At 74.5% G+C, this 26641-nt stretch carries 26 protein-coding genes and 1 pseudogene; 13 read left to right on the top strand and 14 right to left on the bottom strand.

The window, feature by feature from the left end; genetic code table 11:
• Positions 1-24: 24 nt before the first annotated feature.
• From K7854_RS28895 to K7854_RS28875, 5 genes are all read right to left on the bottom strand, one after another.
• Complete coding sequence (locus tag K7854_RS28895; protein ID WP_372481086.1) at positions 25-885, bottom strand: ABC transporter permease; 861 nt, start codon at positions 883-885, stop codon at positions 25-27.
• Positions 882-1715: a molybdate ABC transporter substrate-binding protein gene (modA, locus tag K7854_RS28890; RefSeq protein ID WP_226029500.1), complete on the bottom strand. Its 834-nt coding sequence runs from the start codon at positions 1713-1715 to the stop codon at positions 882-884. The genes K7854_RS28895 and modA overlap by 4 nt, the downstream gene beginning before the upstream one ends.
• 229 nt (positions 1716-1944) lie before the next feature.
• On the bottom strand, positions 1945-2340 hold the full coding sequence (locus tag K7854_RS28885) for a TOBE domain-containing protein (RefSeq protein WP_226029499.1): 396 nt from the start codon (positions 2338-2340) through the stop codon (positions 1945-1947).
• A 242-nt stretch (positions 2341-2582) separates the two neighbouring features.
• The gene (locus K7854_RS28880) at positions 2583-2786 is read right to left on the bottom strand and encodes a DUF5999 family protein (RefSeq protein ID WP_030189388.1); all 204 of its coding nucleotides are present in this window, start codon (positions 2784-2786) and stop codon (positions 2583-2585) included.
• Positions 2787-3074: 288 nt separating this feature from the next.
• Positions 3075-3659 carry a hypothetical protein gene (locus K7854_RS28875; RefSeq protein ID WP_226029498.1) on the bottom strand — a complete coding sequence of 195 codons (585 nt, stop codon included), beginning with the start codon at positions 3657-3659 and terminating at the stop codon, positions 3075-3077.
• Positions 3660-4232: 573 nt separating this feature from the next.
• On the opposite strand from K7854_RS28875, the gene K7854_RS28870 reads away from it, so the two are divergent.
• Together K7854_RS28870 and K7854_RS28865 are read left to right on the top strand one after the other, a co-directional pair.
• Positions 4233-5750, top strand: a complete 1518-nt coding sequence (locus K7854_RS28870; protein ID WP_226029497.1) for a glutamate-cysteine ligase family protein — start codon at positions 4233-4235, stop codon at positions 5748-5750.
• Positions 5751-5832: 82 nt separating this feature from the next.
• Positions 5833-6660, top strand: a complete 828-nt coding sequence (locus K7854_RS28865) for a CPBP family intramembrane glutamic endopeptidase (protein WP_226029496.1) — start codon at positions 5833-5835, stop codon at positions 6658-6660.
• A 28-nt stretch (positions 6661-6688) separates the two neighbouring features.
• On the opposite strand, the gene K7854_RS28860 is transcribed toward K7854_RS28865, so the two are convergent.
• The gene (locus K7854_RS28860; RefSeq protein WP_226029495.1) at positions 6689-7498 is read right to left on the bottom strand and encodes a PhzF family phenazine biosynthesis protein; all 810 of its coding nucleotides are present in this window, start codon (positions 7496-7498) and stop codon (positions 6689-6691) included.
• An 89-nt stretch (positions 7499-7587) separates the two neighbouring features.
• Here K7854_RS28860 and K7854_RS28855 point away from each other — a divergent pair.
• Positions 7588-7950: pseudogene (locus K7854_RS28855) on the top strand (ATP-binding cassette domain-containing protein); the annotation flags it as partial.
• Positions 7943-8602 (top strand): PadR family transcriptional regulator, encoded by a 660-nt coding sequence (locus K7854_RS28850; RefSeq protein ID WP_226029494.1) that lies wholly within the window; start codon positions 7943-7945, stop codon positions 8600-8602. The pseudogene K7854_RS28855 and the gene K7854_RS28850, both read left to right, overlap by 8 nt.
• An 86-nt stretch (positions 8603-8688) precedes the next feature.
• Here K7854_RS28850 and K7854_RS28845 read toward each other — a convergent pair whose 3' ends face one another.
• Positions 8689-8856 carry a hypothetical protein gene (locus tag K7854_RS28845; RefSeq protein WP_226029493.1) on the bottom strand — a complete coding sequence of 56 codons (168 nt, stop codon included), beginning with the start codon at positions 8854-8856 and terminating at the stop codon, positions 8689-8691.
• A gap of 219 nt (positions 8857-9075) precedes the next feature.
• Here K7854_RS28845 and K7854_RS28840 point away from each other — a divergent pair, with 219 nt between their 5' ends.
• The 3 genes from K7854_RS28840 to K7854_RS28830 all read left to right on the top strand — a co-directional run bounded on the left by K7854_RS28840 (position 9076) and on the right by K7854_RS28830 (position 11900).
• Positions 9076-9615, top strand: a complete 540-nt coding sequence (locus K7854_RS28840) for a Clp protease N-terminal domain-containing protein (RefSeq protein WP_226029492.1) — start codon at positions 9076-9078, stop codon at positions 9613-9615.
• A 142-nt stretch (positions 9616-9757) separates the two neighbouring features.
• On the top strand, positions 9758-10762 hold the full coding sequence (locus K7854_RS28835) for an EamA family transporter (RefSeq protein WP_226029491.1): 1005 nt from the start codon (positions 9758-9760) through the stop codon (positions 10760-10762).
• Positions 10763-10949: 187 nt separating this feature from the next.
• On the top strand, positions 10950-11900 hold the full coding sequence (locus K7854_RS28830) for a DMT family transporter (RefSeq protein ID WP_226029490.1): 951 nt from the start codon (positions 10950-10952) through the stop codon (positions 11898-11900).
• 43 nt (positions 11901-11943) lie between these two features.
• Here the strand turns inward: K7854_RS28830 and K7854_RS28825 are convergent, their stop codons facing one another.
• Positions 11944-12630, bottom strand: a complete 687-nt coding sequence (locus tag K7854_RS28825) for a pyridoxamine 5'-phosphate oxidase family protein (RefSeq protein WP_226029489.1) — start codon at positions 12628-12630, stop codon at positions 11944-11946.
• Positions 12631-12665: 35 nt separating this feature from the next.
• Between K7854_RS28825 and K7854_RS28820 the strand changes: the two genes are divergently transcribed.
• A complete protein-coding gene (locus tag K7854_RS28820) occupies positions 12666-14003 on the top strand; it encodes an aminotransferase class I/II-fold pyridoxal phosphate-dependent enzyme (RefSeq protein ID WP_226029488.1) in 1338 nt (445 codons plus the stop codon).
• Between the two features lie 13 nt (positions 14004-14016).
• Here K7854_RS28820 and K7854_RS28815 read toward each other — a convergent pair whose 3' ends face one another.
• The gene (locus K7854_RS28815; protein ID WP_226029487.1) at positions 14017-15018 is read right to left on the bottom strand and encodes a DMT family transporter; all 1002 of its coding nucleotides are present in this window, start codon (positions 15016-15018) and stop codon (positions 14017-14019) included.
• A gap of 74 nt (positions 15019-15092) precedes the next feature.
• Between K7854_RS28815 and K7854_RS28810 the strand changes: the two genes are divergently transcribed.
• The gene (locus K7854_RS28810) at positions 15093-16004 is read left to right on the top strand and encodes a LysR family transcriptional regulator (RefSeq protein ID WP_226029486.1); all 912 of its coding nucleotides are present in this window, start codon (positions 15093-15095) and stop codon (positions 16002-16004) included.
• 71 nt (positions 16005-16075) lie between these two features.
• On the opposite strand, the gene K7854_RS28805 is transcribed toward K7854_RS28810, so the two are convergent.
• Positions 16076-16543 (bottom strand): pyridoxamine 5'-phosphate oxidase family protein, encoded by a 468-nt coding sequence (locus K7854_RS28805; protein WP_226029485.1) that lies wholly within the window; start codon positions 16541-16543, stop codon positions 16076-16078.
• Complete coding sequence (locus tag K7854_RS28800; protein ID WP_226029484.1) at positions 16540-17034, bottom strand: Rieske (2Fe-2S) protein; 495 nt, start codon at positions 17032-17034, stop codon at positions 16540-16542. Before K7854_RS28800 ends, K7854_RS28805 begins: the two co-directional genes overlap by 4 nt.
• 387 nt (positions 17035-17421) lie before the next feature.
• Here K7854_RS28800 and K7854_RS28795 point away from each other — a divergent pair, with 387 nt between their 5' ends.
• Positions 17422-19035: a S8 family peptidase gene (locus tag K7854_RS28795; protein ID WP_226029483.1), complete on the top strand. Its 1614-nt coding sequence runs from the start codon at positions 17422-17424 to the stop codon at positions 19033-19035.
• Between the two features lie 94 nt (positions 19036-19129).
• Here the strand turns inward: K7854_RS28795 and K7854_RS28790 are convergent, their stop codons facing one another.
• Positions 19130-20113, bottom strand: a complete 984-nt coding sequence (locus tag K7854_RS28790; RefSeq protein ID WP_226029482.1) for a helix-turn-helix transcriptional regulator — start codon at positions 20111-20113, stop codon at positions 19130-19132.
• 172 nt (positions 20114-20285) lie between these two features.
• On the opposite strand from K7854_RS28790, the gene K7854_RS28785 reads away from it, so the two are divergent.
• Positions 20286-21698, top strand: a complete 1413-nt coding sequence (locus K7854_RS28785; protein ID WP_226029481.1) for an aminopeptidase P family protein — start codon at positions 20286-20288, stop codon at positions 21696-21698.
• A gap of 46 nt (positions 21699-21744) precedes the next feature.
• On the opposite strand, the gene K7854_RS28780 is transcribed toward K7854_RS28785, so the two are convergent.
• Both K7854_RS28780 and K7854_RS28775 read right to left on the bottom strand, forming a co-directional pair.
• The gene (locus K7854_RS28780; protein WP_226029480.1) at positions 21745-24534 is read right to left on the bottom strand and encodes a helix-turn-helix transcriptional regulator; all 2790 of its coding nucleotides are present in this window, start codon (positions 24532-24534) and stop codon (positions 21745-21747) included.
• A gap of 45 nt (positions 24535-24579) precedes the next feature.
• Complete coding sequence (locus tag K7854_RS28775; protein ID WP_226029479.1) at positions 24580-25203, bottom strand: ATP-binding protein; 624 nt, start codon at positions 25201-25203, stop codon at positions 24580-24582.
• 273 nt (positions 25204-25476) lie between these two features.
• On the opposite strand from K7854_RS28775, the gene K7854_RS28770 reads away from it, so the two are divergent.
• Both K7854_RS28770 and K7854_RS28765 read left to right on the top strand, forming a co-directional pair.
• Positions 25477-26232 carry a HipA family kinase gene (locus tag K7854_RS28770; RefSeq protein ID WP_226029478.1) on the top strand — a complete coding sequence of 252 codons (756 nt, stop codon included), beginning with the start codon at positions 25477-25479 and terminating at the stop codon, positions 26230-26232.
• Complete coding sequence (locus K7854_RS28765) at positions 26229-26612, top strand: DUF3037 domain-containing protein (RefSeq protein ID WP_226029477.1); 384 nt, start codon at positions 26229-26231, stop codon at positions 26610-26612. The genes K7854_RS28770 and K7854_RS28765 overlap by 4 nt, the downstream gene beginning before the upstream one ends.
• The last annotated feature ends 29 nt before the right edge of the window (positions 26613-26641 follow it).

The raw sequence follows: 26641 nt of genomic DNA, 5'->3' as shown, positions 1-26641 counted from the left end.
CGGCGTTCCGTTCGGCGGATTCGGTCATGACGCGCTCATCCAGCGGTCCCGCAGACCCGCCAGGACGGCGACGGAGACGGCCAGCAGCACCAGGCTCAGGGCGATCGCCGCCGCCGGATCGTTCTGCAGGGCGAGGTAGACGGCCAGCGGCATGGTCTGGGTCCGCCCGGGGAAGTTGCCCGCGAACGTGATCGTCGCCCCGAACTCGCCCAGCGCCCGCGCCCAGGCCAGTACGGCGCCCGCCGCGATGCCCGGTGCGATCAGCGGGAGCGTCACCCGGCGGAACGCGGTGAAGCGGGAGGCGCCCAGGGTGGTGGCGGCCTCCTCGTAGCGCGGGTCGGCGGCGCGCAGGGTGCCCTCCACGCTGACGACCAGGAACGGCATCGCCACGAACGTCTCCGCGAGGACGACACCCGTCGTCGTGAACGGCAGGGTGATCCCGAACCAGGACTCCAGCCACTGCCCGACGACGCCGTTGCGCCCGAACGCCAGCAGGAGCGCGACGCCGCCCACCACCGGCGGCAGCACCAGCGGCAGCGTCACCAGCGCGCGGACGAGCCCCCGGCCGGGGAAGTCGGTACGGGCCAGCAGCCAGGCCAGGGGCACGCCGACGAGCAGGCTCAGCGCGGTCGCCGAGGTCGCGCACAGCAGCGACAGCCGCAGCGCCTGCCACACCTCGGGGCTGGACAGCTGCTCCGGCAGGCCGCTCCACGGCGCGCGTATCACCAGTGCGAGCAGGGGCAGCAGCAGGAACGCCAGGCCGACCAGGGCGGGCACCAGCAGGGGCACCGGCACCGTGCGCCCCCGGCGGCGGGCACGGCGCGGCCCGGCGGTCACCGGGTCGGCTCCGGCCGGTGCGGGCGTCTTCGCGGCGGGCTCGGTCACGGCGTGCGGAACCCGGCCCCGGTGAGCACCCGCTGCCCCTCGGCGGACCGCACCAGCTCGATGAACGCCTTGGCCGCGTCGGTGTTGGGGGCGTCCTTGAGGAGGGTGATCGGGTAGTCGTTGACCGCCTCGGCCGACTCCGGGAAGTCGACGCCCGACACCTTGTCGCCGGCCGCCTTCACATCGGTCTTGTAGACGACCGCGGCGTCCGCCTCCTTCAGTTCGACCTTGGTGAGGGCGGCCTTGACGTCCTGCTCGTAGGAGACCGGGGTGAGTTCGAGACCGCTGGCGTCCAGGGCCTTCTGGGCCGCGGCCCCGCACGGCACGGTCTTGTCGCACAGCACGACCTTGAGGCCGGAGTCGGTGAGGTCCTTCAGGGAGGAGACGTGACCGGGGTTGCCGGGCAGGGTGGCGATCTCCAGCTGGTTGCGCACGAAGGTGACGGGGGTGCCGGCCGCGGCTCCGGCGTCGGTGACGGTGGCCATCGTCTTGGGGCTGGCCGAGGCGAACACGTCCGCCGGGGCGCCGCCGGTGATGCTGGCGGCGAGGGTGTCACTGCCGGCGAAGTTGAAGGTGACCTCGGTGCCCGGGTGCTGCTTCTCGAAGGTCTCGCCGAGCGTCGTGAAGCTCTCCTTGAGCGAGGCGGCGGCGAAGACGGTGACCTGGCCGGAGAGCTTCGCGGAGGACGACGGGGCGCCCGCGGAGTCCGCGTCCGCATCCGTGTCCGAGGACGACGAGCACGCGCTCAGGGCCAGCAGCGCGGCGGCCCCCGCGCCGGCCACCCGCGCGGTACGGCGGATGCGGTGGGTCCTGTGCACGGAACGGGTCATCACGGGCCACTCCCTCGGCGTTCTGGGCAGGGGCCGACGGCTCGGCGGCCGAGCGAACGGTGCCCCCCATTGCGCCGATCATACTTCCGCATGTGCGAGGGGTATGTCTCCTGTCGCATCGCATGAGCAAGCCGCAGGTGAGAAAAGGCTGGCATGTGCGTTCGCACGGTCGCGGCGGTGCGGGTGGAGTGGTGGGAGCGGTGCGGTCGTACGGCCGCCGGTCGGCCGCTCAGGCCCTGTCGACATGGACATTCGTCGACTTCACCCGGGCCGTGGCCTCCATGCCGACCTCCAGGCCGAGTTCCTCCACCGCCTCCCTGGTCAGCAGGGAGACGAGCCGGTGCGGGCCGGCCTGGATCTCGACCTGGGCGGCGACGTCCCCGAGCTTGATCGCGGTCACGATCCCGGGAAACGCGTTGCGGACCGAGGTGTACGGCGTCTCCTCGTCGGTGCCGTCCGAGCGGGCGAGTTCGACCGAGAACGCGGCCAGGTCGCGCCCGTCGACGACGCGCCGTCCGGCCTCGTCGCGGCGGGTGGCGATCCGGCCCGCGTCGGCCCAGCGGCGGGCGGTGTCCGGGCTGACGCCGAGCAGCCGCGCCGCCTGGCCGATCGTGTAGGACTGCATGCCGGTCACGATAGGCCGCGCGAGCAGGACGGTGGACGCGGGGCCGGCCGACGGTGCGGCGCCCGCCGCTCCGGGCCTCGCAGGCGGACCGGGACCGCCGACGTGAAGACACCGCGGGTCGTCCACGCCGTGGTGCCCGGCTCGCGTCGGTGAGCCCGGACGTGCGTGAGGGCCGGTGCGCAGTCGTGGCTGCGGGCCGGCCCCTTGGTGCGCCGGGCGCGATGGCAGCGCCCGGCGGGTTGTCAGGCGGCGGTCGTCAGACCCGCGCCGACCGGGCGGTGCGGGGCGATGGCCTGACCGTCCGGCAGTAGCTCACCGGTGTCCTCGAAGAGGACGACACCGTTGCACAGCAGGCTCCAGCCCTGCTCCGGGTGGTGCGCCACGAGACGGGCGGACTCCCGGTCGGCGGAGACGGCTGAGGGGCACGGTGGCTGGTGCTGACACATGAGTGGGGTCTCTCGGTCTGTGGTGATGGGTGAGTTCGTGGTCTTGTCTGTCCCGCGGCGTGAAGCCTCGTTCATGGCCGCCCCCCGTTGTGTGAGTCGTTCGGAACCCAGTGTTGCCCCACGGGCGTCGATCCGCAGGTATTTCGCAGCACCGCTTCTCACAGGTTGATGACGCGTCACCCGCGCGGACGGTTCAGCTCAACTGCACTGTCACTTCGGATGGTTCGGCATGGCCGAAAGGGGCTAGTCCGCGCGGGTGGGTGCGGGGCGGCAGAGCGTCGGGGCAGGTCAGGCGGGAGAACCCAGCAACCGCGTCCGTGTCATCCGGTCCGTGAGGACCGGCAGCAGTTCGGCCACCCGGTGCGGCCGGTGCGCCGCGATGCCGGGCGGGGCCGGCGCCAGCGGCACCAGCAGGTCGGCGGCCGCGAGGTGCCCGGAGGTGGCGTCCGCGGAGCAGTCGCCGTGCAGCCACAGGGTGAGCATGTACAGCTCGGGAACCGACAGCAGCCGCGGCTGGTAGGGCTGGGCCACCGACTCGGCCTGCCGCAGCGCGCGCTCGGTCGAGGCGACGTAAGGGCCCTCGAAGAAGTGCGAGAAGGCCCAGCCGTCGGGGGTCAGCATCGTCTCCGCCGCCGCCACCGACCGCTCGCCGCACCTGATGTGGAACCGCCACCCGGCCAGCCGCGTCGCCGTCACGCCCTCCGCCGTGATCCGGTCGAGCACGTGCACGGGAAGCGGCAGTTCGGGTGTGGCGGGTCCCTGGGCGCCGAGCAGCGCGGGAGTCCGGGCCTCGCGGACCGCGGTGGGCGAGGAGAGGGCGGTGAGGACGGAGCGCAGGGCGGGCGCGGGGGCCTGGGGGGCACGCAGGGGCATGGTGGGTCGCCTCTCATTCGAAGGCACGGTGGCGCGAGGGCGGAGCTGGGCGGACGACGCTGTCGGCTCACAGGGCGGGGAAGGCAGGGGCCGGGGCCGGGAACCGAGCTGCGGGAGAGGACTGCCGCGCGTCAGCTCGACGGCGGGATCCTTCGACGGTGGGCGCCGATCCGCTGCCTTGTCCGCGGAGTTTATACGACATGTGTTCAGACTGTGTTTCCGCTAGCCGATTCCGGCAACCCGTACAAGGTTGAATTCGGCCGCCGATATGCGGGAATCCTCCGGATTTCGGAGCGGGTGCACCGCGATGACCTCGGGGAATGTTCGCCGAGCGGTCGGCCAATTGTCGTCGGCATTTTTCACGAGTTGTCGGCCCGGGAAACTGCTCGACGTGCCATGCCCGGTGAATGTGCCACCGATCACACCGGCACAGCGTAGCGGCTGCCGGGCCGGCGCGGGGACGTTATCGATCGCTTCGGCTGGGCATCATCCCACCTGACCGGCCAGCGGCCACGGGACACCGGGCACGGGCGGCCGGATCTTCCACTCATCGCTCCGAGAAGGGACTCTTCCATGGGGGAGAAGGTCGAGGCAGGTCGGTTCGACCTGTCCGATCGCCAGCGCTACCGCGAGAAGCTCCAGCGGTGCCTGACGGGCCTGGAGCGACTTCTGGCGGAGAAGCGGTTCGACCGCCCGAAGAACCTGATGGGGCTGGAGATCGAATTGAATCTCGTCGGTGCGGACGGGATGCCCAAAATGTTGAATGCGCAAGTCCTGGAGCGCATCGCGAGCCGGGACTTCCAGACAGAACTCGCCATGTTCAACCTGGAAGTCAACATAGCTCCGCACCGCCTGGGCGGCCGGGTATTCGACCGGCTCGCCGAGGAGATCCGCACGTCCCTGGCATATGCGGACCGCAAGGCGGGCGAGGTGGACGCGGGAATCGCGATGATCGGTATTCTGCCGACGCTGGACCGGGACGACCTGGTCTCGTCCAATCTCTCCGCCGTCGACCGCTATGCCTTGCTCAACGAACAGATCGTGGCCGCCCGCGGCGAGGACTTCACCCTCGACATCGACGGCGTCGAGCGCCTGACCTGCACCTCCAAGTCGATCGCCCCCGAGGCCGCCTGCACCTCCGTACAACTCCACCTCCAGGTCACCCCGGACCGCTTCGCCGACGTGTGGAACGCGGCCCAGGCCGTCACCGCCGCCCAGATCGCCCTCGGCGCCAACGCGCCCTTCCTCTTCGGCCGTGAGCTGTGGCGCGAGTCGCGGCCCCCGCTGTTCCAGCAGTCCACCGACACCCGCCCGCCCGAACTGCAGGCCCAGGGCGTGCGGCCGCGCACCTGGTTCGGGGAGCGGTGGGTGACCTCCGCGTACGACCTGTTCGAGGAGAACCGGCGCTACTTCCCGGCACTGCTGCCGATCTGCGACGACGAGGACCCCCTCGACGTCCTCGACGCGGGCGGGGTGCCCTCGCTCTCGGAACTCGTCCTGCACAACGGCACCGTCTACCGCTGGAACCGCCCGGTCTACGACATCGCCGACGGCGTCCCGCACCTGCGCGTCGAGAACCGCGTCCTGCCCGCCGGACCCACCGTGACCGACGTCATCGCCAACGCCGCCTTCTACTACGGGGTCGTGCGCGCGCTCGCCGAGGAGCCCCGGCCGGTCTGGCACCGGCTGCCCTTCGAGGCCGCCGCCGCCAACTTCGAGGCCGCGTGCCGCCACGGCATCGACGCCCGCTTCGAGTGGCCCCGGCGCGGCCGACTCGGCGGCACCACCGAGGTCGACGCCGCCGTCCTGGTGCGCGACGAGCTGCTGCCGCTCGCCGAGGCCGGTCTCGACGCGTGGGGCGTGGAGCCCGCCGACCGCGACCTCTACCTCGGCGTGATCGAGGAGCGGTGCCGACGCCGGGTCAACGGGGCGTCCTGGCAGGCGGCCACGTTCCACCGGGCGCTGGAGGCGGGACTGTCCCGGGAGGCCGCGCTGGCCGCCACGACCCGCCGCTACGTCGAGCTGATGCGCGAGGGAGAGCCCGTACACCTGTGGCCGGTGGGCCTGCCGGAGCCGGTGCCGCTCAGCTGACCACCCGCCCGACCCGCCCCCGCCGCGCGCCGCCCCATACTGATCGGGCAAGCTGTGACGTCCCAGCTGGAGGCAGGTGTGCATGGCGGAGGCGGGCCCGGTGGACGATGCGTTCCCTCACAAGCGACTCGGCGAACAGCCCTTGACCGAGGAGCGGCCCTCACGGCGGATCCTGCGTGACGAGACGCTGCTCGTCCTCGCGCTGTCGCTCGGTGCGAGCGGGGTGTCCGCGCTCATCAGCTTCATCGGCTCGGTCACCCGGCCGGGCGGACTCAAGGACCAGGCGGCCACCCTCAACGCCTCCGCCGCGCCCGGCCGCCCCTGGCTTGATCTGGCCTGGCAGCTCTTCGGGATCACCACGGCACTCGTCCCGGTCGCCCTCGTCGCGCACTTCCTGCTGCGCGAGGGTCGCAGCCTGCGCACCCTCGGCTTCGACCGCACCCGGCCATGGCCGGACCTCGGCCGCGGCGCCGCCGTCGCCGCCGTCATCGGCAGCACCGGCATCGCCTTCTACCTCGCCGCCCGTGGCCTCGGCTTCAACCTCACCGTGGTGCCCGAGGCCCTGCCCGACGTGTGGTGGAAGTACCCCGTCCTGATCCTCTCGGCGGTGCAGAACTCCGTCCTGGAGGAGGTCATCGTCGTCGGCTACCTGCTGCGCCGGCTCGACCAGCTCGGCTGGGGAGCCGGCGCCTCACTGGCGGCCAGTTCGGTGCTGCGCGGGTCGTACCACCTCTACCAGGGGATCGGCGGGTTCGTCGGCAACATGGTGATGGGCGTCGTGTTCGTCTACCTCTACCGCCGCTGGGGCCGCGTGGGCCCCCTGGTGGTGGCGCACTCACTGCTCGACATCGGGGCCTTCGTCGGGTACGGGCTGCTCGCCGGGAAGGTGGACTGGCTGCCCACCGCGTGACCGTACGGGCCCGAGCCCCGTCGCGAGGTCAGGCCAGCAGCTCGCCGTCGATCACCGTCACCGCGTGCCCGCTGAGCAGCGTGCGCTCGCCGCGCAGTCGGGTGCGCACCCGGCCGGAGCGGGACGACGCCTGGAGGCCGGTGAGGTCGGGACGGCCGAGGCGCTCGGCCCAGAAGGGCGCCAGCGCCGTGTGGGCGCTGCCGGTGACCGGGTCCTCGTCGATGCCGACGTTGGGGAAGAAGCAGCGGGAGACGTAGTCGTAGCCGCGGGCCGGGTCCTCGGCGCGGGCGGTGGCGATGACGCCGCGCTCGGAGTGGGAGGCCAGTGCCACGAGGTCCGGCGCCAGGGCGCGGACCGTCTTCTCGTCGGCGACCTCCACCAGCAGGTCCCCGATGTTCGGCCCGGTGTCCAGGACGGTGCGGGGCTCGGCGCCCAGGGCCTCGGCGACACCCGCCGGGGACGCGACCGGGGTGAGGGGCGCCGTCGGGAAGTCCAGGGTGATCGAGCCGTCCTCGCGGGGTGTCGAGGTCAGGACGCCGCTGCGGGTGGCGAACCGCACCGGTCCTGCGTGGGCGCCGGTGGTGTGCAGGACGTGGGCCGTGGCGAGCGTCGCGTGGCCGCACATCGCCACCTCGGTGGCCGGTGTGAACCAGCGCAGCGCCCAGTCGGCCTCGCCGCCCGCGGGCAGCCGGTGCGCGAAGGCCGTTTCGGAGTGGTTGACCTCGAGGGCGATCCGCTGGAGCCGGTCGTCGTCGGGGAAGGCGTCGAGGAGCAGGACTCCGGCGGGGTTGCCCGCGAAGGGGCGGTCGGTGAAGGCGTCGACGATTCGGATGCGCATGCCCCGACGCTAGGGCCGTCCGCAGCGGCGGACCAAGGCCAATTCCGTACGACTGGACCGTTTTCGGCGGCGGCCCCGGGTCTTCTCTGCTGCCCGGTCAGGCGGGGCGGCGTCCGCACCGGCTCTCCGGCGGCCGGCGTCAGCGCCTCGCCCTCGCCCGGGCCTAGATGAACGAACCCGCCGTCCTCCTGGTCGACGAACCCACCAGTGCCCTCGACCACGAACGCGGGGCCGCGGTCATCGACCTGACCGCGCGTCTCACCCGCCGGCAGGCGAGCGCCACGGTGCTGGTCACCCACGACCGCACCCACCTCTCGGCCGCCGAGCGGATCGCCGATGTCCACGGCGGCCGCCTCCGTCCGTCGGCAGGGGCTTGCCCCGCGACTCATTCCGATATATCGTTGAGGCATCGCGACAGATCAACGACTGAATGGAGTGATTGCGATGCGTAACCACGGATACGAGCGTGGACACGGTGGACACGGAGCCGGCCGCGGAGCGGGCGGCGCGTTCGGGCCCTTCGGGCCGGGCGGCTTCGACGGGCGGCGCGCGGCGTTCGGCCCCTTCGGACCGGGTGGTCCCGGCGGCCCCGGCGGTCCCTTCGGACCGGGCTTCGGTCACGGGGGCCCCTGGGGCGGCCGAGGACGCGGCGGGCCCAGGGGAAGGGCACGTCGGGGCGACGTGCGAGCGTCGATCCTGGCCCTCCTGAAGGACCGGCCGATGCACGGCTACGAGATGATCCAGGAGATCGCCGAGCGCAGCGGCGGGGCGTGGAAGCCCAGCCCCGGCTCGGTGTACCCCACCCTCCAGCTGCTGGAGGACGAGGGGCTGATCGCCAGTGAGAGCGAGGGCGGCAAGAAGCTCTTCGCGCTCACCGAGGCGGGCCGCACCGCGGCCGAGGAGGGTCCGGAGGCGCCCTGGGAGGAGGCCTCGCGGGGCGTCGACTGGGAGGCCCTCAACGACATCCGTCAGGCCGGGTTCGGGCTGATGGAGGCCTTCGGGCAGGTCTGGAAGACCGGGAGCAAGGAGCAGCGGGAGAAGGCGCTCGCCGTCATCGGCGAGGCCCGCAAGAAGCTGTACCTGATCCTCGCCGACGAGGACTGACGGCGGCCGGCCCGGCGAGGGCCGGCGCCGCCCGGAGAGGTGCCCCGCGGATCCGCTCCGCGGGGCACCCGCATGTGCGGGAGCGGTCAGTCGACCCGCCGTATCACCGCCGCGTCGAAGACGTCCCACGCGCGCGGGAAGGTGCTCTCGTCGTGGCAGTGCCAGGCCTCCCAGAACAGGTCGGCGGGCAGCGCCTCCGCGGGGGCGTCCACCCGGTACACGTACTGCCTGCCGTCCACGGCGGGCAGTGCCACGAGCCAGCACCTGCTCCTCATGCCCCTGTCCGACCCGTGAGGAAGCCTTTCGGTTGCCCCGGGGGGCGTACGGCAAGGCGGCGCGCGCCCGGGCGGCCTCACGGCCTGATCTCATCCGCAAGGAGGAGATTCCGCCCCGCCGGGTCCACTCTGTGTGGGACGGCGAAATGCTTCCCCTCGGGGATGACCGGGCCCCGCGGGACTGATGAGCTGGGAGATGTGCAACCCCGTATCCCCCGGCAGTCGGCCGGCGAGCAAGGCGGCCGGTGGCCGGACGGCACCGACCTCGACGACCGGTTCAGCGCCGAACTGGCCTCGGCGGTCTCCGGTGCCCGCCGCCGGGCGGTGCGCGACGGGGACCGGCAGATCGACACGGCCCATCTGCTGCACTCGCTGCTGGAGTGCGACGCGCAGGCCCGTGAGCTGCTCGGGGACGGGCCCCGGATCGCCCGCGTCCTCGGCTACCTGGTGCAGCGCAGCATCGGGTACGGCCTGCGCTGGCAGAGCTCCGTCGAGGACTCCGGTGCCGTGCCCGTGGTGACCGGCGCCGCCGGGTTCTCCCCGCCGGCCGCGGCGGCCCTGGAGGACGCCTGCGCCCGGGCGGCCCGGCGCGGGGCCGACCGGGCCCAGGGCCCGGACCTGCTCGCCGCGCTGGTCGCGGACCCGCGGACGCGCGCCGTCGAGGTGCTGGCCCGTGCCGCGGTCGAACCGCACACCGTGCTCGCCCGCGTGGAGGGTCGGGTCGAGCCGACACCCTGACCGGGTCGAGCTGACCCCCTGACGAAGTCGAGCCGACACCCTGGCCCCGCACCCGTCGCTCCCGTCACGGGCGCTCCTCCGCCGTCCAGTCGGTGAGACAGGTGTCATTGGGGGTGACGGTCATGTCGACCCCTGTCATCATGTGCCGGTGCATACGTCTGACAGCGCCCGCGGCAACCGCGGCAAGGGCACCGGGCTCGGCCTGGCACTGGCCTCCGCGGTCGCCTTCGGCGGCTCCGGAGTCGCGGCCAAACCGCTGATCGAGGCCGGACTCGATCCGCTCCACGTGGTCTGGCTGCGGGTGGCCGGCGCGGCCCTGGTGATGCTGCCGCTCGCCGTCCGGCACCGCGCGCTGCTGCGCCGCCGGCCCGCGCTGGTCGCCGGGTACGGCCTGCTCGCCGTGGCCGGTGTGCAGGCCTGCTACTTCGCCGCCATCTCCCGCATCCCGGTGGGCGTCGCGCTGCTCGTCGAGTACCTGGCCCCCGCCCTGGTCCTCGGCTGGGTGCGGTTCGTGCAGCGGCGGCCGGTCACCCGGGCCGCCGCGCTCGGCGTGGTCCTGGCGGTCGGCGGCCTCGCCTGCGTGGTCGAGGTCTGGTCGGGGCTGGGCTTCGACGCCCTCGGACTGCTGCTCGCGCTCGGCGCCGCCTGCTGCCAGGTCGGCTACTTCGTCCTGTCCGACCAGGGCAGCGACGCGGGGGAGGAGGCGCCCGACCCGCTGGGCGTCATCGCCTACGGCCTGCTCGTCGGCGCCGCCGTGCTCACCCTCGTGGCCCGGCCCTGGTCCATGGACTGGTCGGTCCTCGGCGGCACCGCCTCCATGGACGGCACCTCCGTCGCGGCCGCCCTGCTGCTGGCCTGGATCGTGCTCATCGCCACGGTGCTCGCCTACGTCACCGGCATCGTCGCCGTGCGCCGGCTGTCGCCGCAGGTCGCCGGGGTCGTGGCCTGCCTCGAAGCGGTCATCGCGACCGTGCTGGCCTGGGTGCTGCTCGGCGAGCACCTCTCCGCCCCGCAGATCGTCGGCGGCTTCGTGGTGCTGGCCGGCGCCTTCATCGCCCAGTCCTCGACCCCCGCCAAGGGCTCCGCGGACCCGGTGGCCAGGGGCGGGCCCGAAAGGGAGTTGTCGAGCCGGGGGACGGCGACCTAGGCTGCGGATCATGCATTCCGACGCACTCGTCCTCCCGCCCCCGGCCGCCTGAGGCGGGCCCCTGTGACGAGCCCGGCGCGCCGTCGCCGGGCCGGACGGTGCTGCCCGCAGACGAAGTCCCCGCGTCCCGGTTCCTTCCGGGCCGCTCCGAACTTCCGCGCCTCGTGCGCGTCTGCGGAGAGAACTCGTGTCGAATGCCGTCTCCGGCCTGCCCGTCGGGCGTGGCCTCCTCTATCTGATCGTCGCCGGTGTCGCCTGGGGCACCGCCGGTGCCGCCGCCTCGCTGGTCTACCGTGCCAGCGACATGGGCCCCGTCGCCCTGTCGTTCTGGCGCTGCGCGGCGGGGCTCGTCCTGCTGCTCGCCGCCCGCCCGCTGCGCCGGCGGGTGCGCCCGGCCGTCCGTGAACCGTTCGCCCGCAAGGCGCTGCGGGCCGTCGTGACCGGTCTCGGGCTCGCGGTGTTCCAGACCGCCTACTTCGCCGCCGTGCAGTCCACCGGGCTCGCCGTGGCCACGGTCGTCACCCTCGGCGCGGGGCCCGTGCTGATCGCCCTCGGCGCGCGCCTCGCGCTCGGTGAACACCTGGGCGCGGGCGGCGCCGCGGCGGTGGCCGGCGCGCTCGCCGGGCTCGTGGTCCTCGTCCTCGGCGGCGGGGGTACGACCGTCCGCCTGCCGGGTGTGCTCCTCGCGCTGCTGTCGGCCGCCGGGTACTCGGTGATGACGCTGCTCACCCGCTGGTGGGGCCGGGCCGGCGGGGCGGACGGCGCCGGCACGTCCGTGGGGGCGTTCGCCGTCACCAGCCTGTGCCTGCTGCCGCTCGCCCTCGCCGAGGGCCTGGTGCCGCACACCGCCGAACCGGTCCGGCTGCTGTGGCTGCTCGCGTACGTCGCCGCCGTCCCGACCGCGCTCGCCTACGGCCTCTACTTCGCCGGCGCCGCCGTCGTCCGGTCCGCGACCGTCTCCGTGATCATGCTCCTGGAGCCGGTCAGCGCCGCGGCGCTCGCCGTCCTGCTGCTCGGCGAGCACCTCACGGCGGCGACCCTGGCGGGCACGCTGCTGATGCTCGGCTCGGTCGCGGGGCTCGCGGTGGCCGAGACCCGGGCGGCGCGGGAGGGGCGGACCCGACCCGCACCGGCCTGACGCCGGGGCTCCCGAGGGCCCGCGCCGTCCGCGACGGCGGGTGTCACCCGGCCGACAGGTAGTCGGGCAGCGCGGTGCCCGGGGCCAGGGCGGGATCGGCGACCGGAGCCTCGTACCCCTTGCGCAGCGGGACGAGACCGGCCCAGTGCGCAAGGGCGAGGTCCTCCGGCTCGTCGTTCACCCCGCCGGTGCGGAGCTTGGCGGAGACCTCGGTCAGGTCGAGACGGATCACGGCGGTGGCGGCCAGCTCCTTCTTGTTGGCCGGCCGGGAGTCGCGGGAGCGGCCCGGGACCACGTGGTCGACCAGGGCGTCCAGGGCCGTGCGCCGCTCCTCGGGGTCCGTCACCTCGTACGCCGTGCCGTGCACCACCACCGACCGGTAGTTGATCGAGTGGTGGAAGGCCGAGCGGGCCAGCACCAGCGCGTCCACGTGCGTCACCGTCAGGCAGACCGGCAGCCCCGGGTCGGCCGCGCCCGTCATCCGCATCGGGCGCGAGCCCGTCGAACCGTGCACGTAGAGCCGCTCGCCCACCCGGCCGTACAGCGTCGGCAGGACCACCGGGGCGCCGTCGCGGACGAAGCCGAGATGGCAGACGTAACCCTCGTCGAGTATCGCGTGCACCAGCTCCTTGTCGTAGGACGCCCGCTCCGGGGCGCGGGTGGGGACGGTGCGGTCGGTGGGCGGGTAGGTCTCGGTGGGCTGCGACGGTGTCCCCGTGGTCCCCTGCATGGCGCTCTCCATTGCACTAGTGCATAATTGGCTTTGTGCTAGGAGAGTATCGGATCACAGGGCGGGGCGCAGCGGAGATTTCCGCGAGTGTCGAGCGTGCGGTGGGCTCGGGAGAGCTGCAGCCGGGGCAACCACTGCCGCCGATGCGGGAGTTGGCGCAACGGCTCGGGGTGAATCCGAACACCGTCGCCGCCGCCTACCGCACCCTGCGCGAACGCGGGGTCATCGAGACCGCCGGGCGGCGGGGCAGCCGGGTGCGCGCGAAGCCGGCCACCACCGGACGGGAGTTCATCCGCGTCGAGGTCCCCCCGGGGGTGCGCGACGTGTCCGCCGGGAACCCGGACCCGGCGCTGCTGCCCGCGCTGGGCCCGGTGTTCGCGGCGGCCGCCGCGCAGGGCGACCGGGAACCGGTGCTGTACGGGGACGCGCCCGTGGACCCGGAGCTGGCCCGCGTCGCCCGGGCCGAACTGGACGCCGACGGTGTGCCGGACGGGCCGGTGGCGGTGACGTCCGGGTCGCTGGACGCGATGGAGCGGGTGCTCGCCGCCCACCTCAAGGCCGGGGACGCCGTCGCCGTCGAGGACCCGGGCTGGGGCAGCCTCCTGGACCTGGTGCCCGCGCTCGGCCTGCGCACGCTCCCCGTCGCGGTCGACGACCAGGGACCGCTGCCCGAGGAGGTGCGCCGGGTCCTCGCGGCCGGCGCCCGCGCCCTGGTGGTCACGGACCGCGCGCAGAACCCGACGGGTGCCGCGCTGGGCCCGGCACGCGCGCGTGCCCTGCGGTCCGTCCTGCGCGAGCACCCCGGGACGCTGCTCATCGAGGACGACCACGGCCACGGCATCGTCGACCTCCCGCTGCACCCCCTCGCCGGTACGACCCGCAGCTGGGCCTTCGTCCGCTCCGCCGCCAAGGCCTGCGGCCCCGACCTGCGGCTCGCCGTGCTCACCGGGGACCCCGTCACGCTCGACCGGGTGCGCGGGCGGCAGCGGCTCGGCCCCGGCTGGGTCAGCCGCATCACCCAGCGGGCCGTGGCCCGGCTGTGGACCGACGACGCGGTGGACGCCCGCGCGGTGGCGGGGGTGTACGGGCGGCGCCGGGACGCGCTCCTCGGCGCCCTCGCCGAACACGGGGTCACCGGGCAGGGGCGCAGCGGCCTGAACGTGTGGATCCCGGTGCCGGACGAGACCGGTGCCGTCGCCCGGCTCCTGCACGCCGGCTGGGCCGTGGCCCCCGGGGCCCGCTTCCGGCTGGCCGCGCCGCCCGGCATCCGGATCACCGTGTCGACGCTGGGGGAGGAGGAGGCGGGGCCCCTGGCGGCGGCGGTCGCGGCGGCGGCGGGGCCGGGTGCGGGACCGCCCCGTAGCTACGTCTGAGCGGCTCGGCTCCTCAGACCCCCGATCTTTCGCGCGCTCGGCGGGCCCGCGACGGCGGCGCCTGGGGTGCCGCCGCGGGCGCACTTCCGCCGCGGTCGCTCCGGGGGCGGGACTGGGTCAGCGCCGCCCCGGCCAGGACGACGGCCGCGCCGACCGGTGTCGACCAGGACAGCGACTCGCCGAGCAGCGCGACGCCCGCGGCGGTGGCGATGACCGGGGTGAAGTAGGTGACCATCTGCGCGGTCGTCGGGCCGATCTCGGCGACCAGGTCGTACTGGATCAGGAAGGCGAGCCCGGTGCCGAGGACGCCCAGGGCCGCGACCGCCAGCACGGGGAGCACCGGGAAGCCGGTCGGCATCGAGGTGAACAGCGGTGTCACGACCGCCAGTTGCAGCGTGGCCAGGCCCAGCTGGGCGCCGGTCAGCGACAGGTGGGAGTGGCTGGAGCCCGCCAGGGTGCGGCGGACGTAGATCCAGCCGACCGGGTAGCTGAACGAGGCCAGCAGGGCCAGCGCCGTGCCCGTGACGTCGAGGCCGTGGAAGCCCTGCCAGACGCCCAGCACCGTCAGGACGCCGAGGAAGCCGATGCCGAGACCGGCCACCCGGCGCCGCGTTGGGCGGTCCTCGGACAGGGCGACCAGCGACAGGGCCATGCCCCACAGCGGTGAGGTCGCGTTGCAGATGCCCGCGAGCGACGACGGGATGGTCAGCTCCGAGAAGGCGAACAGCGAGAACGGCAGCGCGTTGAGCAGGAACCCGGCGACCGCCAGGTGCGCCCAGGTCCGCACCCCGCGCGGGAGCCGCTCCCGCTTCACCGCCATCGCCGCGGCGACCACCGCCGTGCCGAACGCCAGCCGTCCGAGCGTGACCTGGAACGGGGCGAAGCTCTCGGTGCCCACCTTCATGAAGAGGAAACTGAAACCCCAGACGAGGGAGAGGAACCCGAAGCGGAGCCGCCAGTCGAGGACGCGGCGGGCCGGGGAGGGGGTGGACGGGGACGCGGCGCTGCTGCTCATGCAGGCAACGATGGGGCAGCAGACCTCGTAGCACAATCGAGATTTCGCACGGAATACCTCGTAGTATCGCTTACATGTTGAACCTGGAGCGCCTGCGGACCCTCGACGCCCTCGCCCGGCACGGATCGGTCAGCGGCGCCGCGGCCGGACTGCACATCACCACCTCGGCCGTCTCGCAGCAGATGGCCAAGCTGGAACGCGAGGCCGGGCAGCGGCTCCTCGCCAAGAACGGGCGGGGCGTGCGCCTCACGGACGCCGGGCGGCTGCTCGCCGAGCACGCGGCCCGCATCCTCTCCCAGGTCGAGCTGGCCCAGGCCGACCTGGAGGCGCAGCGCGGCCAGGTGGCCGGTGAACTGCGGCTGTCGGCGTTCCCGACGGCCGCCCGCGGACTCTTCCCCGGCGCGCTGGCCGCCCTGCGCGCCGAGCACCCGGCGCTGCGCATCCGCTCCTCGGAGCTGGAGCCGGAGCGCGGCATCAACGGCGTGGTGCGCGGAGACCTGGACCTGGCCGTCGTGCTCGACTGGTACAACAAGCCGATGCCGCTGCCCGACGGCCTGGTCAAGGCCCCGCTCCTGGACGACCCCGCCGACGTCGCCCTGCCCGTCGGCCACCGGCTCGCGGGCCGGGAGGAAGTGGACCTCGCCGAGTTCGCCGAGGACGAGTGGATCACGTGGGGCGAGGGCGAGTTCTGCCACGAGTGGCTGATGTTCACGCTGCGGTCGAAGGGCATCGAGCCGATCGTCGGCCACCGCGCCGCCGAGACCCACACCCAGCTCGGGCTGGTCGCCGCGGGGCTCGGCGTGTGCATCGCCCCGCTGCTCGGACGCCACCCGATGCCGGCCGCGGTGGTCACCGTGCCGCTGAAGCAGCGGGTGCGCCGGCACGTGTACGTGGTCTGGCGCGCGGACGCCGACCGCCGCCCGTCGATCCGGGCGGCGGTCGACGCGCTGCGTGCGACGGCACGGCAGGTGGGCGAGGCCGGGTGAGCGACCCGGCGGCGGCGCCGCCGGGCTCGCCTCCCGGAGCGGGTGCCGCCGGGCCAGCGGGGTCAGCCGGGTCAGCCGGGCGTCAGTTTGCGGAAGTCCCAGGAGACGGTCTTCTCCGGTGTCAGTCGCAGCCAGGCGTGCCTGCCGTCGTGCGGCATCTCCTGGAGGCCGAAGTGCTTGCGGGCGAACAGCGTTTCCGGGAAGTCGAGTTCGGCGCACAGCTGACCGGTGCGCGGCGCCTCGCCCACGAACTCCACCCGGCCGGACAGCTCCGCGCCCCGCAACTCGTCGTACTCCTCACCGGTGTCGACGACGACCGCCACCCGCGGATCGCGCCGCAGGTCCGTCCAGCGCCGGCTGCGCACGACCGAGTACAGCCACATCGAGGCACCGTCCCAGACGAACCAGAGCGTGCTCACGTGCGGGGCGCCGTCCGCCGAGACGGTGGCGACCCGGCAGGTGCGCTGGGTGGTGAGGAACGCCTCCAGCTCACCGGGGGTCATCATGATCCTGCGCCCCCGGCGCTGCGCCACGGTCATCCGGCCAGCCGGATCGAGTCCCCGCTGACCGTGATCTGCACGGCGGGCAGCGGCTTGGGCGCCGGACCGCCCTGCACGCTGCCGTCGGTGATCGAGAAACTGCTGTTGTGGCACGGGCAGTTGATGAGACCGTCGGCCACGCTCTTCACGGCGCAGCCCTGATGGGTGCAGGTGGCGGAGAACGCCTTGAAGTCGCCCGCCGCGGGCTGGGTCACCACCACCTTCTGGTCGGGGAAGACCTTCCCGCCGCCCTCGGGGATGTCGGCCGTCGCCGCGAGGGCGGCCCCGGCCCCCGCGTTCTCGCCGCCGCCCGAACCGCCGCCCGCCTCCTGGGAGGGGCTGCCGGAGGGAGCGGTGCCGGTGTCGCCGGACGCGTCGTCGTCCGAGCCTGAGCAGGCGGCCAGCACGGCGCCGAGGGACGCCGCTCCGGCCGCCGCCACGACGGTACGACGGGCCGGTCCCGTTGCGGGATGAAACGATGCGCTGGTCATGCTGGGTCCCTTCCGGGGTGGATGCGTGATGATCTGCCGAGTGGTACGGCCCCGCGACACGCGATGTTCAGCGCCGGCGGCCGTCCACCGCCGACAGGCCCCGGGCGATTCCGCCCCGGGCTCCGCGCGTCGTACCGGCGCCGCAATTACTTGCGTGTCCGTGCCGGCCGCGCCCGGATAGGCGCGCGCCGGGCCGGTGCCTAGGTTCCCTTCCACGAGACACCGTCGCACCGATCCGCGCCCCGGGAGGCGTGGTTGGCGCGGAAGGCGGCTCGAACCATGGCTGGCCGTGCACTGGCTTGTCATGCGCACCACATGCCTGCGGTGCATCCCTGCGCGCTGCATCCCTTCGCACCACATCCCCACCGCATCCCCACGGAGACGCCCATGAAGCTCATGAAGTCCGACGTCCGCGCCCTGCGGGGGCTGCTCGCCGCCGGGGCCGCGTCCGCCCTGCTCGTGGGCGCCGCGGCCACCAGCGGAGCGGCGGCCCCCGTACCGCCCGACGACGGCGCCCGCATCGTCGGTGCCGGCCGGCCCGGAGCCGTCGAGGGCTCCTACCTCGTCACGCTCAAGGACAGCGTCGCCAGAGCCGACATACCCGCCTCGGCCAAGGCGCTGACCAAGCGTCACGGGGGCAGCCTGCGCTACACCTACACCACCGCACTGCGCGGCTTCGCGGTACAGATGACGGAGCAGCGGGCCGAGGAACTCGCCGCCGACCCGTCGGTCGCCCGGGTGGAGGCCGACGCCGTGGCCTACGCGGTCGGCACCCAGCCCAACCCGCCCTCCTGGGGCCTGGACCGCATCGACCAGCGCGATCTGCCGGTCGACCGCTCCTACACCTACCCGGGCGGTGCCCCGGACGTCACCGCCTACGTGGTCGACACCGGAGTCCGCCTCAGCCACCGCGACTTCGGCGGCCGCGCGGTCAGCGGCCACGACTTCATCGACGACGACTCCGACGCCTCCGACTGCCAGGGCCACGGCACCCATGTGGCCGGCACCGTCGGCGGCGCCGCCCACGGCGTCGCCAAGGACGTCCGGCTGGTCAGCGTCCGGGTGCTCAACTGCCAGGGCACCTCGGGCAACACCTGGGCGCCGGTCCTCGCGGGCATCGACTGGGTCACCAGGAACGCCGAGGGGCCCTCGGTGGCCAACATGAGCATCGGCGGCGGCAGGACGCAGTCCGTCAACGACGCCGTCGACGCCTCCATCGCCTCGGGCGTCACCTGGGTGGTCGCGGCCGGCAACAACAACGCCGACGCCTGCTCGTACTCGCCCTCGTCCACCCCGGCGGCCATCACCGTCGGCGCCACCGACAGCCGCGACGCCCGCGCCGACGGCTGGTCGAACGGACAGGGCTCCAACTACGGCTCCTGCCTGGACATCTTCGCCCCCGGCGACGACATCGTCTCCGCCTCCAACGCGGGTGACTCCGCCTCCCGCACCGACAGCGGCACCTCGATGGCCTCCCCGCACGTCGCCGGTGCCGCCGCCCTGCTGCTGTCGGCCCACCCGGACTGGTCCCCCGCCCAGGTCCGCGAGCGACTGGTCGCCGACGCCACGTCCGGCAAGGTCACCGACCCCCGCACCGGGTCACCCAACCGCCTGCTGTTCACCGGCACCGGCGGTGACACCCCGCCGCCCTCCGACGGCGAGCGGTTCGAGAACACCGACGACTACCCGATCCGGGACGGGGCCACCGTCGAGTCGCCCCTCACGGTCACCGGCATCGACGGCAACGCCCCGGCCGACCTCTCCGTCACCGTCGACATCCGCCACACCTACCGCGGCGACGTCAGGGCCGAACTGGTCGCCCCCGACGGCGAGGTCTTCCTGCTGAAGGACTACGGCGCCTACGACAGCGCGGACGACGTCCGGGGCACGGTCGCCGTCGACGCCTCCGGCGCCCCCGCGAACGGCACCTGGAAGCTCCGGGTGACCGACAACTGGGTCAACGACACCGGCTACGTCAACGCCTGGTCGCTCCAGTTCTGAGCCGCCCGGTCCCCGGCGGCCGGGCCGGGACATCCGGCCCGGCCCTGGCCGCCCGCGTGACCGCGCGGGCGGCCCCGGCGCGTCCGGGACGGGCTCACAGCCAGCCCGCGCGCTGCGCCTGCAGGGCCAGCTGGAAGCGGTTCGCCGCGCCCAGGCGGGCCATGAGGGTCTGCAGGCGCCGGAACAACGTGCGCCGGCTGATGCCCAGCTCGCGGGCGACGACCTCGTCGGTCGCGCCGCCGGCCAGGAGCCGCAGCAGACGCCGGTCGGCCGGCGGGAGCCCGGCGGGGCGGGCCGCGACACCGTGCAGCGGGACGGCGTCGCGCCAGGTCTGCTCGAACAGGGCCGTCAGCGCCGAGAGCAGTCCGCAGGGCTGCACCACCAGCATGGTGTTGTGCACGTCGACGTCCTTGATCGACAACGACACCAGTGCGTACGCCTCGTCGATGATCAGCAGCTTGACCGGCACCGAGGGCAGCACCCTGGCCTGCTCGCCCGCCTCGACGCAGGGCTCGACGACGTGCTCCAGCTGGCCGGGCCGCTCCAGCGACTCGCGCGCGTAGACGACGCGCTGCGTCACCCCGCGGGCCAGCGTCGCGAGCGCGTCGTCCCGCGCGCCCGGCAGGTGGACGTAGGGCGGGGACTCGAACTGCCGGATCTGCTCGCGGGCACTGGCCCACGCCTGACGCATCCGCGGGCCGATGGCCTCCCCGGTGACGACCTCGACGAGGTTGTCGTTGTAGGCGGCGAGCCGCCGGCGCCGGAACGACTCGAACGCGCCCCCGACCGCGATCCGCGACTCCTCCAGCTCGGCCGCCCGGTGCCGGGCGAGCACCTCCAGGCCCGCCGCGGGCGGGACCGGAGCCACCACGTCCGCGTCCCCGGCCGCGGCACTGGCCAGACCGGTGTCCGCCAGGGCGGCGTACGCCGCGCCGAGCCGGGCCCCGCTCAGGCCGGTCGCCGCGCCGATCGCCTCCAGCGGTGCGGGGGACAGCTCCAGCAGGGCCAGATAGACCCGGCAGGCCGTGGGGTCGAGCCCCAGCACGCGGAGGGACTCGCCGAGCTTCTCGTTCGCCATGGTGCGATTATCGGCCCCGCCGCCCCGGGGTGGCCGATCGGTGCCACTGGCACTCACGTGCCCCACGGCCCGCCCCGCTGCGGTACCGTCCGGGCCGCCGCGGGGCACGGACCCGCGGCGACGGGGGCCTCGTACCGGAGCCCCGGCAGCCCAACGGAAGAAGGTGCACGACGTGGCGAACCGTCGGAAGAACAGCCTGTACCCGAAGCTCTCGGCGGAGCTGTCCGCCCTGATGCGCACCGGCTGGGCGGACACGGAGCGGCACGACCTCCAGCCCGCCGAACAGGCCCCGTACGCGGCCCGCCGCCGTGCGGCGCTCTCCGCGCGGTTCCCCGGCGAACGGCTGGTGGTCCCCTCGGGCAACCTCAAGGTCCGCTCGAACGACGACACCTACCCGTTCCGGGCGTACTCGGGCTATGTGCACATGACCGGCGACCAGGCCAGGGACGGGGCCCTGGTCCTGGAGCCCCGCCCGGAGGGCGGACACGACGCCTACTGCTTCCAGCTGCCCCGGGACAGCCGCGACGACGACGAGTTCTGGACCGGCGCCCACGCCGAACTGTGGACCGGCCGCCGCCGCTCGCTGGCCGAGTCGGAGCGGGTGCTCGGCCTGCCGTGCCGGGACGTGCGCACCGCGGCCGCCGACCTGGCCGCCGTCTCCGGGGTGCGGACCCGCATCGTGCGCGGCATCGACCCCGCCCTGGAGGCCGCCGTCACCACCGAGGCCGAGGCGGACGCCGAGCTGGAGGACGCGCTCAGCGACCTGCGCCTGGTCAAGGACGCCTGGGAGCTGGGGGAGCTGCGCAAGGCGGTGGACTCCACGGTGCGCGGCTTCACCGATGTCGTGGGCGAGCTGTCCCGGGCGGTCGCCTCATCGGAGCGCTGGCTGGAGGGCACCTTCTTCCGCCGGGCGCGCCTGGAGGGCAACGCCGTGGGATACGGCACGATCTGCGCCGCCGGCGAGCACGCCACGATCATGCACTGGACGGACAACGACGGCCCGGTCCGCCCGGGCGACCTGCTGCTCCTGGACGCCGGTGTGGAGACGCGCTCCCTCTACACCGCCGACGTCACCCGCACCCTGCCGATCAGCGGCACCTTCACCCCCCTGCAGCGCCAGGTCTACGACGCGGTGTACGAGGCCCAGGAGGCCGGGATGGCGACGGTCAAGCCCGGCGCCGCCTACCGGGACTTCCACGAGGCCGCCCAGCGCCACCTGACGGCGCGGCTGGTGGAGTGGGGCTTCATCGAGGGCCCCGCCGAGCGGGCGTACGAGCTGGGTCTGCAGCGCCGCTTCACCATGGCCGGCACCGGTCACATGCTGGGCCTGGACGTCCACGACTGCGCGCGGGCCCGCACGGAGGAGTACGTGGAGGGCCTGCTGGAGCCGGGCATGTGCCTGACCGTCGAGCCCGGCCTGTACTTCCAGGCGGACGACCTGACCGTGCCCGAGGAGTGGCGGGGCATCGGTGTCCGGATCGAGGACGACCTGGTCGTCACCGAGGACGGCCACGAGAACCTGTCGGCGGGCCTGCCCCGCAGCGCGGACGAGGTCGAGGCCTGGATGGCCCGTTTCGCAGGCTGAGCCCGCCGCGCGCACGGACCGCGCGGACGGACGAACCGGGCGGACCTCAGGGGGCCGCGCGCAGGAGGTCACGGCGGGACAGGGCGCCCGTCTTGCGCAGGGCACGGGCGACATGCTGTTCCACCGTCCGGGGCGAGAGGTGCAGCACCACGGCGATCTCACGGTTCATCAGGCCGCGCGCCGCGAGTTCGGCCACCTCGCGCTCCCTGGGGGAGAGCCGGTCGTCGAACGCGGGGCGGCCCGGCCGGCGGACCTCCGGGGGCTGGTGGGAGCGGAGCAGGGTGCGGGCCCTGGCGGCGTCGTAGACCGCGCCGAGTTCCGTGTACTGCTCGACGCAGCGTCGCAACGACGCGACGGCGTGCGCCCGCCCGCCGTCCTCCCCGTCGGCGCCGTCCTCGGCGTCGGCGCTGTCCTTGCCGTCCTCGCTGTCGTTGCCGTTCTCGCCGGGGGCGCCGTCCGCGCCGCCCCGCGCAGCCCCGTCGGACGCCCCGTCGTGCGCCCCGGAGTGCTCGGCGCCGTCGGCGAGCGAGCAGCGTGCCGCGCCCTCCGTCGTCAGGGCCCAGGCGTAGGGGCGGGCCAGCTCCCGGTAGGCGGCCGCGGCCCGCAGGTACGACCCGGCCGCCTCCGGGCCGCGTCCCTCGTACTCCTCCAGCACGGCCCGGCTCCAGGCGACGGCGGCCCGGGCGGACGGCGCGTCCTGTCCCGCCAGCCCCCGTACGAACTCCGCGGCCATCCGACGAGCGGCTGCGGGGTCCCCCGCCCGGGCCACCGCCTCGACCGCCCAGGGGGCCAGCTCCGCCGCCCACGCCCAGATGCCCTTCTCCGCCACGGCCGTCCAGGCCGCCCGGGCCTGTTCCGCCGCGGCCGGCAGGTCGTCGCGGACCAGGGCGAGCCGGATCAGCGCGCCCGCCGTGGCCGCGGCCAGCGGCATGCGGGTGCACTCCGGTGCGGGCGCCCCCTGCGCGGTCAGCCAGTGCACCGCCTGCGTCCAGTCCCCCTGGACGAAGGCCAGCATCCCCCGCACCAGGTGGGCGTCCGCCGCCACCACGGGCATGCCGGCCGTCTCCGCGACGAACCGCTCGCACCGCTCACCCAGTCCGGCCCACCGCCCCGCCCACCAGTCCAGCAGCAGCCGGGTGCCCTGGGCGGTCTGCTCGGTGTACGAGGCACCGATCCGGGCCGAGAGGTCCAGTCCCGCCGACAGCAGCTCCTCGCTCCACCGGTACGAACCCCGCCAGAGCGCGGCGTCCGCGGCGTTGCACAGACCCCGCGCCGCGTGCTCCCGGCAGCCGGCCGGGGGACCGTCGACGGGCAGGGCCGCGACCAGCTCGCGGGCCTGCGGGTCCCCGCAGGCGACGGCCAGCGAGGCGTGGTTGGCGGCGACGGCGGCCCGCGCCACCTCGCTGTCGCCGGCCCGGGCGAGCCCGGCGGCCCTGCGCAGCCACTCCCGGTGCCCCGCCAGCGTCCCCGTCGGCCACTCCGGCATGGCCAGCGCCACCATCGCCCGTGAGGTGAGCGCCGGACGCACCTCGCCCAGCTCCTCGACCGCCGCCTCCAGCTCGCGCATCCCGGCGGCGAGGTCCCCGACCTGGTTGGCCAGCATCAGGCCCAGGTCCAGGCGGAGCTGACCCCGGACGTCCACCGGCAGGCCGGGGTCGCGGACGGCCTGGGTGAGCACCTCCACCGTCTGGTCAGAGCGGAGCCCGATGACGGCGCTGCGGGCCAGCAGCGGCGCCAGCCGGGCCCGGTGGCGCGCCGGTACCTCGCGCACCGCGAGCGTCCGTTCCAGGAGACCGATCGCCTCCTGGTGACGTCCCTCCTCCACCGCCGCCAGGGCGGCCTTCTCCACCGCCTTGAGCCAGCCCTTGCGCCGGCCCGCGCCCCCGCGGTGCCGGGCCACCTCCGCCCACGGGACCGGCCGACGGCGGGCGAGCACCCGCGCCGCCCGCCCGTGCACCTCCTCGCGGACCGGCCCGGGCACCCGCTCGCGCACGGCCGTCGCGGCCAGCGGCACGGCGAATCCGTAGCGTCCCGGCGACACCTCCGACAGCACCGCCCCGGCCAGGGCGGCGAGCAGGGCCGCACGGCCGCGTGCGCCGTCCATGCCCGCCACGGACAGCAGTTCGTCCCGGCCGGCCGGTTCGCCCAGCACCGCGGCCGCCCACACGACGGGCCGGTCGGCCGCGGCCAGCGCGTCGGTGCGGCTCAGCACCAGTTCGGCCAGTCTGACCGGTACGCCGGCCGCGTCCACGTCGGCGGCCGTGCACCGGGAGCCCGTACCCGCGTCCAGCGCGCGCAGCAGGTCGGCCACCACCTGCGGCACGCCGCCGGAACACGCGTGCAGCCGGACGACGGCCTCGTGCGTCGCACGCTCGCCCAGGACCTCCGCGGCGGCCCGGCGCACCCGGTCCGCACTCCAGGGACGCAGCCGGTGCCGGAAGACGGCGAGGCCGGGCGGATAGGAGACGGCCGGCGCGCCCAACGGCAGCCCCTCCGTAACCAACTCCTCCGGGCGGTAGGCCACCACGGCCGCCAGTCCCTCCCACGGCCGCTCCAGGAGCCCGCGCAGCCACTCCCGCTCCTGCGGCGTGGCCCGGTGCGCGTCGTCCACCAGCAGGAGGGCGGGACCCCCTCCCGTCTCCGGCCGCTCCTGCGCCGCACCGCACCGCCACGGGATCCGCCTGGCCTCGGCGGCCTCCGGCAGGCCGCTCAGGCCGTGCAGCACACGAGTCTTGCCCAGGCCCGCGCAACCCTCCACCAGAACGAGGACCGAGCCGCTCCCGCCGAGCGCCAGACGCAGGGGAGCCGGCCAGGGGGAGCGTCGCACAGCGGCCATGTCGTCGACCATCGCTTTCCGTCGGCCCGCGCGGCGGGGCGTGCCCTAGGCGAACGGGACGTTCTCCTTCCCCATCCTGACCATGCGGCTCCCCGCCGCGGCAAGGGCCGCTCCCGCGGGCTCCACCACCCAGCGTGTGCTGCCCAGGCGCTCCCCGTCCGACGACGGGCCCGGCGACGCCCCGGCGGGCAGCGTGAGGACGGCCCAACTCCGGGGTCCGGCAGGGGTGTCCTCGGTGCCGTGCGCCGTGCAGTGGGCGCCGACCAGGGCGTGACCCCAGCCGTCCTCGCGGTCCTCGTCGGGGGCGTCAGGGGGTTCGGCACGGACCCGGACGGGCGGCGTGCCGCCGCCGGGTACTTCGCGCACGTCGACGATGAGCTGGTCGCCGTCCACGTCGACGCCCACCGCGAGCCGCCCGGCCGGACCGGCCAGGCCGGGCGGACCGCCGGCCGTACCACCGGCCGCCGCCCGTCGTACCGCGCGGGCGAGCAGCTCGCCGCAGACCACGGTGAGCGACCAGGAGGAGTCGGCGTCCAGAGCGAGGCCCCAGGAGAGCAGCGTCGCGCCGACCCGGCGGCGGCCCTCGCGGACGGCCGAGGGCACCGCGGGAAGGAGGAAGGACGCCGTCCGCGACGAGGCGGGACACGGATCGAAGACCGAGTGGGCCAAGGCAGACTCCTGGTGCGGTGAACGGCGGGAAGGGCACACGCGCTCAGGCGTGGCCGGCCGATGTCGGCAACCTAGGGACCGCGCCCACCACGCGTACATCCGGGCACGGGCGCTACGGATACGTAAGAAAAGCCTCCGGTGGGAAAAGCTTCCGGAGGGTGCGGTTCCGGGCCCGTCTCGCCGTCCGTCACCCGCGGTCACTATGCTCACTCCAGGCCCAGGGGAGTCTCCCCGCGGGGACGGCAAGGCTGAAGAGACGGGTGGCCCGCACAAGTGTTGAAAGAGGTCCTGGCGACCCGCTACATCACGCCGTTGCGCGAGGGCGGCTCGCTGCCGGGACTCGTCGAGGCCGACGACCTCGGGACCTACGTCCTGAAGTTCACCGGCGCGGGCCAGGGCCGCAAGACGCTGGTCGCCGAGGTGGTCTGCGGCGAGCTCGCCCGGCGGCTGGGTTTCCGGGTGCCGCGGCTGGTGACCGTCGACCTCGACCCGGTGCTCGGACTCGGCGAGCCCGACCAGCAGGTGCAGGAACTGCTCAAGTCCAGCGGCGGCACCAACCTCGGCATGGACTTCCTCTCCGGTGCCCTCGGCTTCGACCCGCTCGCCTTCGAGGTGAGCGCGGCGGAGGCCGGCCGCATCGTCTGGTTCGACGCGCTGGTCAACAACGTCGACCGTTCCTGGCGCAACCCCAACCTGCTGCGCCTGCACGGCGAGACCTGGCTCATCGACCACGGCGCCACCATGATCTGGCACCACAACTGGCCCGGGGCCGAGGCCTCCGCCGCCCGCCCCTACGACGCCGCCGACCACGCCCTCGCCCGCTTCTCGCCGGACGTCCGCTCGGCCGCCGCCGCCCTCGCGCCGCTGGTCACCGAGGAGCTGCTCGCCGAGGTCACCGCCGAGATCCCGGAAGTCTGGCTGCGGGACGAACCCGGCTTCGCCACACCGGACGACCTCCGCAGGGCCTACGCCGGGCCGCTGCTCGCGAGGGCCGCCACGATCCACGAACGCGTCAAGGGGGTGCGGTGAGCGACCGCCACGTCTTCGAGTACGCGCTGCTGCGCGTCGTGCCGCGCGTCGAGCGCGGGGAGTGCGTCAACGCCGGCGTGCTCGTCTACTGCCGCGCCAGGTCCTACGTCGGGGCCCGGACCCACCTCGACGAGAACCGGCTGCTGGCCCTGGACCCGCGGGTGGACCTGCCCGGGGTGCGCGCGGCACTGCGCGCCGTGGAGGGCGTGTGCGCCGGAGGGGACGCGGCGGGCCAGGCGGCCGGGGACGACCCCGGCCGCCGGTTCCGCTGGCTGATCGCGCCCCGGTCGACCATCGTCCAGCCGGGCCCCGTCCACACCGGCCTCACGGCCGATCCGGCGGCCGAGACGGAACGGCTCCTCGACCTGCTGGTGCGGTAGGGGCGGGGCCCGTCCGGACGACGGGGCGC

Origin of the sequence: Streptomyces hyderabadensis, assembly GCF_020404845.1 — a bacterium.
Classification (GTDB): Bacteria; Actinomycetota; Actinomycetes; order Streptomycetales; family Streptomycetaceae; genus Streptomyces; species Streptomyces hyderabadensis.
The sequence above is the reverse complement of the archived record's forward strand: the minus strand, read 5'-3'. Positions and strand labels throughout refer to the sequence as shown.